Below are 14079 nucleotides of genomic sequence, written 5' to 3' on the forward strand. Positions count from 1 at the left end.
TCCCGAATCCGACGGCGGGCCTGACCGGCATGAGCCGCGCAAGGCCCCCGAGCACACGGACGCCGTCACCGCCGGCCTCCACAGGCTGTCCTTTCGCGCTCGGATCTGGCAGCGCCGCACCCTGATCGTCAGCCTGCGCGTTGCCCGGCTGGTCCGAACCGGGTTCCGGCGGTTCCTGCCGGCGCTCCGGTATATAGGGCGGGCCCTGCATCGGCGGTGGCGCCGGTCGCTGCAGTTCCGCACCGTCCTCACCACCCTGATGCTTGCGATCACCTCGTTTGCTGTGGTTGGGGCGTACCTGTCGAACCAGATCGCCAACAACCTGTTCCAGGAGCGGCTCACGCAGGCCGAGTCGGAGACGCGCTACAACGTCAAGCAGGTCCAGGAAACGTTCGACGGCGCCCAGGTCACCGATCAGTCCAGCGTGATCACCCTGGTGTACGACACCCTCAACGCGGTAGAGGGCCGCGGTTCGGTCATCCAACGGCGGTATGTCTTCGAGGCCATGCCCGAACAGACCAAACCCCGCAACCGGTGGGTGGAGTCACGGGCATCGGACCAGCTGACGGTCAGCGTCATCCCGCCGGAACTCCGTAAAGCCGTGCAGGAGTCGGGGAAGGACCAGTACTGGGCCTCCACCGTGATCCCGGTTGGCACGGAGGACCGTCCCGGCATTGCCGTGGGCAACAAGGTGACCTTCAATGGCACCGTTTATGAGCTGTACCTTATCTACGACCTGAACACCGCACAGCAGACCCTCGACGAGATCCAAAGTGTGCTGTGGGCCGGCGGCGCCGTGCTGGTCCTGATGATCGGTGCCATTGCCTGGTACGTCACCCGCAACGTCGTCAGTCCGGTCAGCCACGCCGCGATGGTGTCCGAAAAGCTGGCGGCCGGCCAGTTGCAGGAGCGGATGGTGGTCCGGGGCGAGGACGAGGTTGCCCGCCTTGGTGCATCCTTTAACCACATGGCAGCCAGCCTCCAGGAACAGATCACCCAGCTGGCCACGCTGTCCCAGATGCAGCAGCGCTTCGTGTCCGACGTCTCCCACGAACTGCGGACCCCTTTGACCACCGTGCGGATGGCCGCCGAAGTGCTCTACGACGCCCGGGAAGAATTCGACCCCATCAACAAACGCTCAGCCGAGCTGCTGTACAACCAGGTGGAGCGTTTCCAGTCGCTCCTCTCGGACCTGCTGGAAATCTCCCGCTTCGATGCCGGCGTGGCCATGCTGGATGCCGAGCCGGAGGACATCCTGCAGGTGGTGGCCCACGTCATTGAAGGGGCGGCGCCTGTGGCAGCGGAATACGGCTCCGAAATCATCCTCAGCGCGCCCGGCGGTGCCATCATTGTGGAGATGGATGCCCGCAGGATCGACAGGATCCTTCGGAACCTTATTCTTAACGCTGTGGAGCACGGCGAGGGGAAGCCGGTAAGGGTCACCGTGGCAGCCAGCCAGACCGCCGTCGGAATAGCGGTCCGGGACCACGGCATTGGCATGGCACCGGCCGAAGCCGCACGCGTCTTTGACAGATTCTGGCGTGCCGACCCTGCCCGCGCCCGCACCACCGGCGGCAGCGGCCTTGGCCTGTCCATAGCGATGGAGGACACCAAGCTCCACGACGGCTGGCTCCAAGCCTGGGGCAAAAAGGGGAACGGGGCAAACTTCCGGCTGACGTTGCCACTGCGTCAAGGCGAGGAGATCGACAAGTCGCCGGTCCAACTGGAACCCAATGACATCACCCTTCCTGATGAGGCGGACAACAAAAACATGCTGGTGCTGGAAGCGGGCAGGGCGCCGTTTGCTCCGGCGCCGGCGTCGAAGGAGACCACATGACGGGCTACGCCCTGCGCCGGGCGCAACCCGTGGCTCTACTGCTGGTCCTGCTGGCCGTCCTGCTGTCCGGCTGTGCCCGCATTCCCACGTCCGGGCCGGTGGGCAAGAGCAGTGAAGGAAGCGCGGGCAACCTCAGTGCACCCGTGTTCCTGCCGGCGGCGCCGCAGGCGGGCGCCACGCCCGAAACGATCATCGACTACTTCTACCGGGCAGGCAGCGGCTATGAGGACGACTACGCCGTCGCACGCCAGTATCTGACCCAGGCGTCATCCGTGTCCTGGAAGCCGGACCAGCGGGCCCTTGTTTACCGTGAAGCACGGGTCGTGCCGGGTGAGGCGGAGAATGATTACAACTATGAGCTCGACGTCGCCTACACGGTCGACGCTGACGGCATAGCCACCCAGTCACCAGAGGGAACAGTTGAAAAAATTCCAGTGACGGTCACCCAGGTGGACGGGGAATGGCGGATCTCCGCCCTTCCGGATGGCACGGCAATTGCGGAAGAAACGTTCAAGGTCATCTACGGGGCCTACCCCATCTACTTCTATGACCCCAGCTTCACGTACGCTGTGCCTGATGTCCGCTGGTTCATCAAGAACAAGACTGTCAAGGCGATGACCAGTGCACTGCTGGCCGGGCCTGCGCCTTACCTGCGAGGGGCGGTGGTGAGCGCCTTCCCCTCCGGCATCAAGCTGGCCCGGGAGTCGGTGCCGGTTGTCTCAGGTGCGGCGCAAGTGGACCTGACAGCCAAGGAACTTACGGAAACCTCACCTGAAGACCGTCTGCGGATGCAGATGCAGCTGACGCTGACTTTCCGCAGCCAGCCGGACGTGGTCAACGTTGAGCTGCGCGCCAACCAGGACCTGGTCCGCGTGGAGGACAACGGCTCGGTCCTCCCACCGGTGCTGGACAAAAGCGTGCCTTCACGCCAGATTGCCGTCAGCGGCAACGATTTGGTGCGCTACGAGAACAACCGGGTGTCACCGCTGCCGGATATGCAGCCGGTGTCTTCCCTCAACCCGCGGTTCCCGGCAGAATCCCCGGTGTCACAGACTGCGGCGTTCCTTAACGACAGCCGCACCACCTTGTACAGCATCAACCCCGGCGAGCCCGCACGGGCATTAACCACACGGAGCGCACTGACCCGGCCCTCCTTCGGACTGAACGAATGGGTGTGGTCGGCAGGACCGGGAGCTTCGGGGCAAACCGAAGTTGTTGCATACCGCCCCACCGGCGTCGCCGAGGGAGTCAACGTGCCGTCGGTAACCCTGGCGCCCGCCTGGCTGGCGGGGCGCACCGTCAAGGACTTCCGGATCTCGCGGGAAGGAGTCCGGGCGCTGGTGATTTCCGAACAGAACGGGAAGACCCGCGTGCAGGTGACCGGCATAATCCGCGCCGCGGACGGAACACCGCGGGAGCTGACCCCGCCGGTTACCCTGGCCACCGACAGCGAACCGGACCAGGGTGTGTGGGTCAGTGACACTACCGTTGCCGTGATGAAGGGTACCGCGGCGTCTAACGTCACGCCTGAGTTGCTGTCCCTCACCTCGGGGCAGCCGCAACAATTGGCCCCGTGGCCCGGGCTGGTGGCGCTCAGTGCCGGAAACGGGGCTGAGGAGATCTATGCGCAGTCCGGGGAGGGCGTCTTCCAGCGGCTCGGAAATGGCTGGTCCCCCCAGATCAAGGGACCCATTGACCTGTCGTTCCCTGGCTGATGTTGTTGGGCGTTGTCCACATAGGCAGGCAGCGGCCTGTCCCAAGGTTGCATCCGGTCAGATCCTTGTGCGGTGAGCAACAGATCCGCTACTGAGGCCAGTGCCGGGAGAAGGCTACGCCTGGACCCGGACCTTTCACCGGAAGGACAACGGTCCGCCGCGCACCGCTCCGAGTATCAGAATGCGCTTTTGCGCCTGCTGGACCAGACGGCGGGGGCTGCGGCCGACCTTCTTGCACTTGCCGTTCCAGTGGACTGCGTTTGCTGCGGAGCCGAAGACCGGGCCCTGTGCGCCCAGTGCGACCGCCGCGTCCGCCGTCTGACACGAGACCCCTTCCGGGCTGAAAGCGGAGCACCTGCCCTGATGGACGTTGGCGGGAGGGTGCTGTTGCCCGTCGTGGCTGCCGGGGTATACCGGGAGGAGCTCGCCTCGGCCCTGCTGTCTTTCAAGCGCCACGGCCAGTATCAGCTCACGGGCAGCCTGGGGCGGGCGCTCGCCTGTGCTGTCCGTTCGGCATCCGCCGGGATGGAAGTGCACTGCCTGGTCCCGGTACCGAGCAGCAACGCAGCCTTCCTGAAGCGCGGTTTCAGCCCCGTCCACCTCCTGCTGAGGGAGGTGTCCCACCAAGTGCCCGGGGTTGCGGTGCGGGACGTGTTGGGAAAGACCAGAACGCGGGGCCTCCAACTGCCCGGGGGACAAAAAGGCCTGGACCGCGGCGGCCGCGCAAAGCGCGTACGGGGTTCCATGCGGGTCCGCCAACGGGACCGGAACAAGGTTGCCGGACGACGCTGCGTCATCATCGACGACGTCCTCACCACAGGCGCGACACTGGCGGAAGCGGCCCGGGCGCTGCACCTTTCAGGTGCAGTAGTGGCCGGCGCAATCGTGCTCGCCGCGACACGCCCGCCCGACTCTTCGGCCTCCGGCGCAGCATCCGCTGAAGGCCGGGGAAGGGAGCATGACTTAGAAAAAAATAAACCAAGAAAGGATGAATAACGCATGGCTATGAACTAACGTCGGTGGTGGGTACCAAGAACAGAATGTACCTGTCGATGGCGGCTCGGAGAGGGGCTTGACTGTCAAACAGATCGGCCCAGGGAAGTGCTGCCGTCGTGTCACCGAAGTCATTTGGAGGGCACCATGGAGTTTATGATCAGCGGACGAAATCTGACAGTTTCAGACCGGTTCCGCGAATATGCCGGGGAGAAGATCTCAAAAATCGAGTCGCTGGGGGACAAAGTCCAGCGGGTTGATGCGAAGGTTTCCAAGGAGACCAGTTCCCGGCAGACCGGCGACCAGCTGACCGTTGAGGTGACAGTTCTGGGCAGGGGACCGGTGATCCGTGCCGAAGCAAGCGCCGCTGATAAGTTCGCGGCATTCGACCTCGCGTACAACAAGCTGCTTGAGCGGCTCCGCCGCGCCAAAGACCGCAAGAAGGTCCATCATGGACGGCACACGCCTAAGGCTGTTCGTGAAGCAACCGCCACGCTGGAGCCCGCCAGTGCCCACGAACCGATTTATGTCGAGGCGAGCCACCGGAACGAAACCGCGCAGGCCCCAGCAGAGAAGTCTCCCTACGATGTTGACAATGACATCCCGGCTGGTGATTCCCCGGTCCTGATCCGGCGCAAGGTCTTCCCGGCCGCCTCGCTTTCCCTCGACGACGCCGTGGACAACATGGAACTCGTCGGCCATGATTTCTACCTTTTCGTGGATAAGGCTACTAATACGCCGTCCGTCGTTTACCGGCGCCGCGGCTGGACCTATGGGGTCATCACCCTGGACCACGAATGCGAACCCGGTGACACCGTGGTCGAAGAAAAAATTATCGCGTACCGTTCGGACGACGCAGCAGCAAACGCCTAGGGTGGTGAACACCAACCACAGAGAGGACTGATGTGCCAGCGACGCTGAGCCTGGACCAGGCCCGGCGGATTGCTCTGGCAGCACAGGGACTCGACAAAGGACGGCCCACCGGCCCCGTGACATCACGGACGGTGGGCCGCACCTTTGCCCGGCTCCAGCTCGTCCAGATAGATTCCGTCAATGTTCTCGCCCGGAGCCACTTTCTCCCCTTCTTCTCCCGGCTCGGAAACTACGACCGCACCATCCTCCAGCGCATGTCCGGCACCCATCCACGGCGCATGGTGGAGTACTGGGCTCATGAGGCCAGCTATATCCGCCCTGAGCACTTTCCCGACCTTCGGCTCTGGCAAAAAAGGGCATGGGTGGGCGCCGCAGGTATGGACCCGGGTGTGCGGGCCACCATCGCTGCCCGGATCCTTGAAACACTTGCCTCCGCACGACCCATGACGGCTGCCGAGATCGCGGCGAGGATCGGCCACGTCGAGGAAAAACAGGCGGTTAACTGGGGTTGGAACTGGAGTGCCGTCAAGCGTGTACTGGAACACCTGTTTGAGGAGGGCATCGTTTCGGCGGCTTCCAGGACGGAGCAGTTTGAGCGCAAGTACACCCTGACCTCCAGGGTGCTGCCGGACGTGCCCCTTTCATTGGACCGGGAACTCCAACGTGCCCCTGCCCTGCACCGCCTTATTGACGCCGCGGCTCAGGCTCACGGCATCGGCACCGTACGGTGTTTCGCTGACTACTTCCGCACGCCGGCCAAGGCGGCCGCTGCCTCCGTGGAACATCTGGTGGACTGCGGCAGGCTGGAGCGGGTGGCCGTGGCCGGCTGGAACCGCGACGTGTTCCGGCACGTGGAGGCCACGCTTCCACGTAAGGCGGTCGGCCGGGCACTGCTGAGTCCGTTTGATTCACTGGTTTTTGAGCGCCGCCGGCTGGAAGAATTGTTTGGCTTCCACTACCGGATCGAAATCTACACACCCGAGCACAAGAGGCGGTATGGGTACTACGTGCTTCCCTTCCTCCTGAGGGACAGGATCGTGGCACGGGTGGACCTGAAAGCTGACCGCGCAGGCGGGAAACTGCTGGCCAAGTCAGCGTTCGCCGAGCCGGGCGCCCCGGTGGACACCGCCATCGAACTCGCCGCCGAACTTCGGTTGATGGCTGAGTGGCTGGGACTTCCTGACGTGGAGGTCGGTTGCCGCGGCGATCTCTCCGGCGCGCTCGCGAAGGCCGTTGCGGGGTTGTAGCCCGTATCCGCTCTCAGGGAACAAACGGGCCCCGGGGCGGTGTCTCTCCCGTAGACTAAAAACGCCAGAATTCGGCGGCATGAGACTGGGAGCATCTTCACGTGGCATCACTTATCGAAAAACTTCTCCGCACCGGTGACAAAAAAACGCTCCGGCAGCTGCGGAACTATGCCGACTCCATCAATGCCCTGGAAGATTCGTTCAAGACCTTCACGGATGCCGAACTCCGCGAGGAAACGGACCGGCTCCGCGAACGCCACCAGGACGGGGAGAAGCTTGACGACCTGCTTCCCGAGGCCTTTGCCGCAGTCCGGGAAGCCTCCTCACGGACCTTGGGCATGCGCCACTTCGATGTTCAGCTGATGGGTGGCGCAGCCCTGCACCTGGGCAACATCGCAGAAATGAAGACCGGTGAAGGCAAGACCCTGGTGGCAACTGCTCCTGCCTACCTCAACGCGCTTACCGGCAAGGGCGTCCACGTCATCACCGTCAATGACTACCTGGCCGAATACCAGTCCGACCTCATGGGCCGCGTCTACCGTTTCCTCGGCCTGACCAGTGGCTGCATCCTGGCCAACCAGGACCCGGCCGTGCGGCGCCAGCAGTATGCCTCGGATATCACCTACGGCACCAACAACGAGTTCGGCTTCGACTACCTCCGCGACAACATGGCCTGGGACAAATCCGAACTGGTCCAGCGCGGGCACAACTTCGCCATTGTTGATGAAGTCGACTCCATCCTTATCGATGAAGCCCGTACCCCGCTCATCATTTCCGGTCCCGCCCAGGGTGACACCAACCGCTGGTACAGCGAATTTGCCAAAGTGGTCCTGCGGCTCCAGCCGGAGAAGGACTACGAAGTCGACGAAAAGAAGCGCACGGTAGGTGTCCTGGAAAGCGGCATCGAAAAGGTCGAGGACTACCTCGGCATCCAGAACCTCTATGAATCCGCCAACACGCCCCTCATTGGGTTCCTCAACAACGCCATCAAGGCGAAGGAACTGTTCAAGCGTGACAAGGACTACGTCATCCTTGACGGCGAGGTCCTGATCGTCGATGAGCACACCGGCCGTATCCTTGCCGGCCGCCGCTACAACGAGGGCATGCACCAGGCCATCGAGGCCAAAGAAGGCGTGGAGATCAAGGCGGAGAACCAGACTCTGGCCACCGTAACGCTGCAGAACTACTTCCGCATGTACGGCAAACTTTCGGGCATGACCGGAACTGCCGAGACCGAAGCAGCGGAATTCATGGGCACCTACAAGCTCGGTGTGGTTGCCATTCCCACCAACCGCGACATGCAGCGGATCGACCAGTCGGACCTGGTTTTCAAGAACGAGGCCGTCAAGTTCGACGCCGTCGTGAAGGACATTGCCGAACGGCACGAAAAGGGCCAGCCGGTCCTGGTAGGCACCACGAGCGTGGAAAAGAGCGAATACCTGTCCCGGCTCCTGGCCAAGGAAGGAATCCGCCACGAAGTCCTCAACGCGAAGAACCACGCCCGGGAAGCAGCCATCGTGGCGCAAGCAGGCCGAAAGGGCGCCGTTACGGTGGCAACCAACATGGCCGGCCGCGGTACGGACATCATGCTCGGCGGCAATGCAGAGTTCACTGCCGTGGCGGAGCTGGCGAAACGCGGCCTTGATCCGGAGGAGAACTCCGAGGAATACGAATCCGCCTGGCCTGCCGCCCTTGAAGCTGCCAAGCAGTCGGTTAAGGACGAGCACGAGGAAGTTCTGAACCTGGGCGGCCTGTACGTCCTGGGCACCGAACGGCACGAGTCGCGCCGCATCGACAATCAGCTGCGCGGACGATCCGGCCGCCAGGGCGACCCCGGCGAGTCCCGTTTCTACCTTTCGCTGACCGACGACCTTATGAGGCTCTTCAACTCAGGCGCCGCGGAGCGCCTGATGAACAGTTCGGTGCCGGACGACGTCGCGCTGGAATCAAAGCTCGTCTCCCGTGCCATCGCTTCCGCCCAGGGCCAGGTAGAGGGCCGCAACGCCGAACAGCGCAAGAACGTTCTGAAGTACGACGACGTCCTCAACCGCCAGCGCGAGGCCATCTACGGTGACCGGCGCCGGATCCTTGAAGGTGATGACCTGCACGAAAAGGTGCAGTTCTTTATTGAGGACACCATCACATCGCTCATCGATGCTGCCACGGCGGAGGGCAACGGCGACGATTGGGACTTCAACCAGCTCTGGACCAACCTCAAGACGCTGTACCCGGTGAGTGTCACGGCCGACGAGATCATAGAGGAAGCCGGCGGCAAGTCCAGGCTTACGGTTGAGTTCCTAAAAGAGGAGTTGCTGTCCGATGCACGCCTGGTCTACCAGGCCCGGGAAGAAACCATCGGTTCCGAAAGCATGCGGGAGCTGGAACGCCGCGTTGTCCTGTCAGTGATTGGCCGCAAGTGGCAGGAACACCTTTACGAGATGGACTACCTCAAGGAGGGGATCGGCCTGCGCGCTATGGCACAGCGTGACCCTCTTGTTGAGTACCAGCGTGAGGGCTTTACCCTCTTCCAAAGCATGATGGAGGCCATCCGCGAGGAAAGCGTAGGATTCCTCTTCAACCTCGAAGTTGAAGTCACTCCAGCACAGGACGTCGTTGTCGAAGACGCGCGGGGCGGACACACTGAGCACGTTGAGCCGCAGGTGCGGGCCGCTGGACTGGAAGCCCCTGCCCAGCCCGCCCAGCTGCAGTACACTGCTCCCCGCGAGGATGGCGGCACTCAAACCCGGGTGGAAACCCGGTCCTCCGGCCGCTCAGGAAATCCTGCTAAGGCGGCTGCCCAGGACGCAGCCAGGCGATCTGCAAAGAAGAAAAAGCGCTGACACCTCGTCAGGAAGATAATTGAATGAAGAGCAGGGCCGGGCATCGTTTCCCGGCCCTGCTCCCGTTTGGCCTTGAATCTGCACGGGCTCGGCACCGCCGGAGTTCTGTGCTGCCAGCCCGTCAGCCAATGACAAGCTCAGTCACCCGCCACACCTGCTTGCCCCGCTCCAGCCGGACGGCCACAGCCCTGGCACGGGCATCGTCCACCACCACGGCGCTGGCTTCAAAAATGCCATCGTCCACTTCGCAAACCCGGACGGAGCGGACGATGGAATTCCGGTGCAGCCGTGCCAGAGCGGGGTTGCCCGTACGGGTGATTTCGCGCCGGATCAGGCAGGCGCGGTGCTGCAAAGCTCCGAGGCAGCGGGGATCAAGCCGCCGGGCCAGTTGGTGGATGGGGCGAATACCCGCGAGCACTTCCATGGCCGCCTGGACTGTACCGCGGGCGACCGCACGTACTTCTGACAACTCATCAACGGGACGCAACACTGGAGGTGTTCCGGCCTGGACTGGAGGGGAAATCCTGGTCGGGGCCTGCGGTGGAATCCGCCGGATGCCCGGATTTACCGCCCTCCCCGGCTTTTCGACAGCTCGAACAGGCGTGGTTGCAGTCATTGCTTTCCCCTTAATTGGTGGCTGAAATTTTCGGTGGCTGGCTGCCGTTATGCTGCGGAAGGCGGCTGAAGAATTTGTCCCGGGAGCAGAACGTCGGGATTCTGGCCGATGACGGCCCGGTTGGCCTCGTACCACCGGGGCCATTCCATTGCGATCTCGACGTCCGAGGCCCCTGGTCCCATCGCCTGCGCAGCGATATCCCACAGTGTGTCTCCCGCCAGGACAGCCACAGCCTCGGTTTCGATTCCTGCCTGCTCGACTGCGCGGACTGCAGGAGCAGCCAGCAATCCAGGGCCGGCAACAGGGGCAGCCGGCTGCCACCCCGGGTCAATATCTAATGGCTGAGTTGCAGGGTTCTCCGGGCGTTCCTCCACTGCCAGCGGCCCGGCACTTGCAGGAGCGGATGCTACCCGGGACTGCGCGGGAGTCCACTCCGGTCCGGGCAGAATCGCGCCGGCATGTGCGGCTGGACCGGACAGCAGCTGAACCGAAAGCGCAGCAAGCACGAGCCGCCGCATTAAGGCGGGGGACAGGTTCCGGGTCGCTGCGGCCGCGCGGGTCCTGCCGTTGCGCTCCAGAAAAACGGTGGCTCCTGCAAAGACAAATGCAACAAGCCACCAGCCCACCAAAGCGGCCCCGCCGGCCGCCGCGGCGGCGCCAAGAAGGTGCTCCGGAGAGAGTCCCTGCTGCCGAGCCGAAGACAGCTGCCATTGCCCGAGTATCCCGGAACCCACGGCAAAAAGCAGGACGCCCAGCAGCAGTATGGCCGCCACAGTGATGGCATCGGCGGGCCGGACCGGTTCTGCTGGTTGTGTCATTGGTATCCTCTTGATGCAGTTTGATGCCTTTTGGCATTGATATAGCTAGTTTGCTCCTCTTCTTCTAGCTTTGTCCATACGTTGGAGAGAAAAGGTCCTCGTCGTTGACCTGGTCACGGCTGGGGCCCTACTCTGGCCGGATGCGCTGGGATGCACTCTTTACTGACCTCGAAAGCCAATTTGCGGAGGCGGACCGACTGGCCCTTGATGCCGAAGTCAACGAGCGGGCGCGTGCGGAGATGGTGGGTCTGGAACTGGCCGACCGGTTGCGGGCAATTGTGGGCTGCCGGCTAACCGTCTACCTCGCAGCGGGGGAGTCTTTTAGCGGCACGCTTTCCCACGCCGGCGGGGAGGCATTGGTGCTGGATGAAGAACAGCACCAGCTGCTCATTCCTTACACCGCAGCGGTGCGCTATGTAGGACTGGGCCGGCTCTCACAGGCCGAAACCTCCGCCGTGCGCCGGGGGATAGGGCTTGCTGGCGCCCTTCGCGGGATGGCCCGGGACCGCGCCGAGCTGTCAGTCCTCATCGGAAATGCGGGCGGAGTGGTGCGGCTGGCAGGAGTTATCGACCGGGTGGGAAGGGACTACGTTGACTTTGCTGTCCTCACTCCCGGGGAGGTGCGCCGCAGCCACCACGTCCACCAGATCGCAACCATTCCCTTCGCTGCACTGGCTGCGGTCAGGTCACGGCGGACCAGTGAGCTCTAGCGATGCGCACCAAGGGTGGAGCGGCACACGAAGTCCGCGAGCGCCAAGCAGGGAGAGATTCAGACTGACTTCGACTTGGATTCCTGGATCATTCGGCTTGCTTCGGCATACCGTTCCTCGATGTACTGCTCAAGCATCTTTTCTTCGACCCGCCACTGGCCTCGGCCGCCAACCTGGATAGCCTTGAGCTCTCCGCTCCGGACCAGAGCGTAGGCAGCTGGAGAATTGATCTGGAGCTGCTCGGCGACGTCTGCGAGTGTAAGAAACCTGGGCATACCTCCATTTTGCCACCGGAACGGGGAGTTTGCTGCTGTTATCCACAATTTGGCCTTGTTTGAACTTTTGTCTTTTGTTCCTGCCTCCTTGCCGTAACAATGAGGAGTCGGGACACAGCGGGCGTCACGGTGCCCATGGGGGGAGAAGCGGTAATGGTTCCAGAGTCATCTGCCACGGCGGCAAGGCTGAAGCGGCCTTCATGGAAGGATCCCCGCTTGCTGGTCGGTGTTCTCCTTGTGCTGGCCTCGGTGGCGGGCGTCGTGTTCCTGGTGGGAAGCGCCGACCGGACCACGGAGGTTTATGCGGCCCGCGACGGCATAGCCGTGGGCGAAAGGCTGACGTCCGAGAACGTCGTCCGGGCCAAAGTCAGGCTGGGGGAGACGGAGGCGCAATACATTACCGCCGAATCTGGACTGCCGGAGAACGTAGTTGCAGTGCAAAGGATTGGCAAGGATCAACTCGTTCCCCGGGCAAGCCTCGGTGCAGTGGACCAACTGGACCGCAAACCCGTTGCCTTAACAATCGAGGAGACCCTGCCGGCGCAGGCAGTGGCAGGCGCCAGGGTCGATGTTTGGGTAGCCCAGCCGGACGCCCGCAACGGTTTCAGCGAGCCGAAGCTTCTCCTGCCGAGCGCTGAAATTGCGGAAGTAACGGCTGGCTCCACTTCGCTGGGCTCGTCCCGGACCACTGTGTTGATGGTGCTGGTGGAGGACAGCCAGATGCCCGGCCTGCTTGGAGCACAGGCGAATGAAGCAAAGATCTCGGTGGTCTGGAACCCCGGAGGCGGCGCCCGATGAGCATTCCGGTCGTCACCGTCGGGCAGAGCCGTGAGGATTTGGTCGGCGGACTGGAGCGCCTGCACGGTCCGGTCACAGTGGTCCGACGGTGCGCAGAACTGCCCGAATTACTGGCCGCGTGCCAGAGCGGCCTGGCGAGGGCCGCGGTGGTTGCCGAAGGCTGCGAGGGTCTGACCGCTTCCCTGGTGGACCGGCTGGGAGCGGTTGGTGTGGCCATTATTGCCCTCACCGATTCGGCTGACGAAGCGGCAAGACTACGGGGGATAGGAGTGGCTTCGGCCCTGACCGGTGTGGAATCGGCGGTCCTGTCGGACAGGATTGCGGAGGCAGTGGCCCAGCTGACCGGTGACGAACCCCGGGGCGCGCACTGGAGCGGTGCCGCCGACACGGGCGCTGCCCTCAACCCTGTCCCGGTGCAACCACCAAGCACCCGGGAGGAACCAGGGCCGGGGCGGATCATCGCGGTATGGGGCCCTGTCGGGGCGCCGGGACGGACCGTCGTTGCGGCGAACATCGCGGGCGAACTGGCTGCCGAAGGAAAGTCTGTTATCCTCGTCGACGCCGACAGCTATGGTGCGAGCATAGCCGCTGTGCTTGGCCTGATGGACGAGTCCGCCGGCCTGGCGCAGGCATGCAGGCTCGCTGACCAGGGGCTGCTGGACGCGGAGGCGCTGCGGAGGGTGGCCACGCCGATCGCCACGAAGCTCGGTCCTTTCCGGGTCCTCACGGGAATCACCCGGGCGGACCGGTGGACGGAGCTCCGGGCATCCGCGCTTGCCATCGTCCTGGAACGGGCGAAACAGGTTGCAGAGGTGGTTGTGGTGGACACTGGGTTCTGCCTTGAGGCTGACGAGGAGCTGAGTTTCGACACCATGGCTCCCCGCAGAAACGCGGCCACCCTGCGTTCTTTGGAGCTGGCTGACACTGTTTTCGCTGTTGGTGCCGCCGATCCCGTCGGCGTGCCACGACTGGTGCGGGGTTTGGCTGAGCTTGAGAGCGCCGTTCCACAGGCCGCGCCCGTCGTGGTGATGAACAAGGTCCGCGCTTCCTCAGTGGGCAGGGGCCCAGAGCGGCAATTGCGGGACGCGTGGGAAAGGTTCGGCCCGGCATCGGAACTCAAGGCTTTCCTTCCAGAGGACAACGCGGCAGCAGACGCGGCACTGCTAGGAGGATCCCTGCTGCTCGAAGCGGCGCCCGAATCGCCTCTCCGCCGCGCCATCGCAGACCTTGTTTGTGCACCCGTCCAACAAAAGTCCAAAACCTCTGTATTTTCTTCCACAGCAGGGCGCAAACTAAAAGACTAGGCTCGCCGTAAGAGCTGCAAGGAAGCAGCGAGAATCTTGTGATGGAGGCGTGT

General features: G+C 63.4%; 12 protein-coding genes. 9 read left to right on the top strand and 3 right to left on the bottom strand.

The window, feature by feature from the left end:
- Positions 1-85: 85 nt before the first annotated feature.
- From mtrB to secA, 6 genes are all read left to right on the top strand, one after another.
- A complete protein-coding gene (gene mtrB / locus M1D32_RS07290) occupies positions 86-1837 on the top strand; it encodes an MtrAB system histidine kinase MtrB (RefSeq protein ID WP_458782125.1) in 1752 nt (583 codons plus the stop codon).
- Positions 1834-3552, top strand: coding sequence for an LpqB family beta-propeller domain-containing protein (locus tag M1D32_RS07295; protein WP_458781601.1), 1719 nt, complete (start codon positions 1834-1836; stop codon positions 3550-3552). The genes mtrB and M1D32_RS07295 overlap by 4 nt, the downstream gene beginning before the upstream one ends.
- A 72-nt stretch (positions 3553-3624) precedes the next feature.
- The gene (locus M1D32_RS07300; RefSeq protein WP_458781602.1) at positions 3625-4548 is read left to right on the top strand and encodes a ComF family protein; all 924 of its coding nucleotides are present in this window, start codon (positions 3625-3627) and stop codon (positions 4546-4548) included.
- A gap of 144 nt (positions 4549-4692) precedes the next feature.
- Positions 4693-5418, top strand: coding sequence for a ribosome hibernation-promoting factor, HPF/YfiA family (gene hpf / locus M1D32_RS07305; protein WP_458781603.1), 726 nt, complete (start codon positions 4693-4695; stop codon positions 5416-5418).
- A 32-nt stretch (positions 5419-5450) separates the two neighbouring features.
- Positions 5451-6665, top strand: a complete 1215-nt coding sequence (locus tag M1D32_RS07310; protein WP_458781604.1) for a winged helix-turn-helix domain-containing protein — start codon at positions 5451-5453, stop codon at positions 6663-6665.
- Positions 6666-6766: 101 nt separating this feature from the next.
- On the top strand, positions 6767-9505 hold the full coding sequence (gene secA, locus M1D32_RS07315; protein ID WP_458781605.1) for a preprotein translocase subunit SecA: 2739 nt from the start codon (positions 6767-6769) through the stop codon (positions 9503-9505).
- Positions 9506-9626: 121 nt separating this feature from the next.
- Here secA and M1D32_RS07320 read toward each other — a convergent pair whose 3' ends face one another.
- Together M1D32_RS07320 and M1D32_RS07325 are read right to left on the bottom strand one after the other, a co-directional pair.
- Complete coding sequence (locus M1D32_RS07320) at positions 9627-9974, bottom strand: Rv3235 family protein (protein ID WP_458781606.1); 348 nt, start codon at positions 9972-9974, stop codon at positions 9627-9629.
- 194 nt (positions 9975-10168) lie between these two features.
- On the bottom strand, positions 10169-10939 hold the full coding sequence (locus M1D32_RS07325) for a LysM peptidoglycan-binding domain-containing protein (RefSeq protein WP_458781607.1): 771 nt from the start codon (positions 10937-10939) through the stop codon (positions 10169-10171).
- 140 nt (positions 10940-11079) lie between these two features.
- On the opposite strand from M1D32_RS07325, the gene M1D32_RS07330 reads away from it, so the two are divergent.
- Complete coding sequence (locus M1D32_RS07330) at positions 11080-11649, top strand: hypothetical protein (protein WP_458781608.1); 570 nt, start codon at positions 11080-11082, stop codon at positions 11647-11649.
- Positions 11650-11708: 59 nt separating this feature from the next.
- On the opposite strand, the gene M1D32_RS07335 is transcribed toward M1D32_RS07330, so the two are convergent.
- Positions 11709-11924, bottom strand: coding sequence for a helix-turn-helix domain-containing protein (locus tag M1D32_RS07335; RefSeq protein WP_045729765.1), 216 nt, complete (start codon positions 11922-11924; stop codon positions 11709-11711).
- Positions 11925-12077: 153 nt separating this feature from the next.
- Between M1D32_RS07335 and M1D32_RS07340 the strand changes: the two genes are divergently transcribed.
- Entirely contained in the window at positions 12078-12722 is a 645-nt protein-coding gene (locus M1D32_RS07340) for a hypothetical protein (protein WP_458781609.1), read from the top strand.
- Entirely contained in the window at positions 12719-14026 is a 1308-nt protein-coding gene (locus M1D32_RS07345) for an AAA family ATPase (RefSeq protein WP_458781610.1), read from the top strand. The genes M1D32_RS07340 and M1D32_RS07345 overlap by 4 nt, the downstream gene beginning before the upstream one ends.
- Positions 14027-14079 lie beyond the last annotated feature (53 nt).

The sequence above is a fragment of the Arthrobacter sp. D3-16 genome, assembly GCF_054408515.1.